Here is a 273-nt window from a genome sequence, read left to right on the forward strand (position 1 = left end):
GATCGGGCGCAATTTCCTGGTCAAGATCAACGCCAATATCGGCAATTCGGCTGTCTCATCCTCGGTCGAGGAAGAGGTCGAAAAACTGGTCTGGGCGATCCGCTGGGGCGCCGACACGGTCATGGACCTGTCGACCGGCCGCAACATCCACGCCACCCGCGAATGGATCATCCGCAATTCGCCCGTTCCCATCGGCACGGTGCCGATCTATCAAGCGCTCGAAAAAGTCGATGGCGATCCCTCCAGGCTCGATTGGGAGGTGTTCTCGGACAC

At 59.7% G+C, this 273-nt stretch carries 1 protein-coding gene; it reads left to right on the plus strand.

What is annotated here, in order from left to right; all coding sequences use genetic code 11:
- Positions 1-273, plus strand: a 273-nt coding sequence (locus A3840_RS01750) for a phosphomethylpyrimidine synthase ThiC (RefSeq protein WP_205633324.1), incomplete at both ends; no start/stop codon positions are given.

The organism is Devosia elaeis (assembly GCF_001650025.1).
GTDB classification, from domain to species: domain Bacteria; phylum Pseudomonadota; class Alphaproteobacteria; order Rhizobiales; family Devosiaceae; genus Devosia; species Devosia elaeis.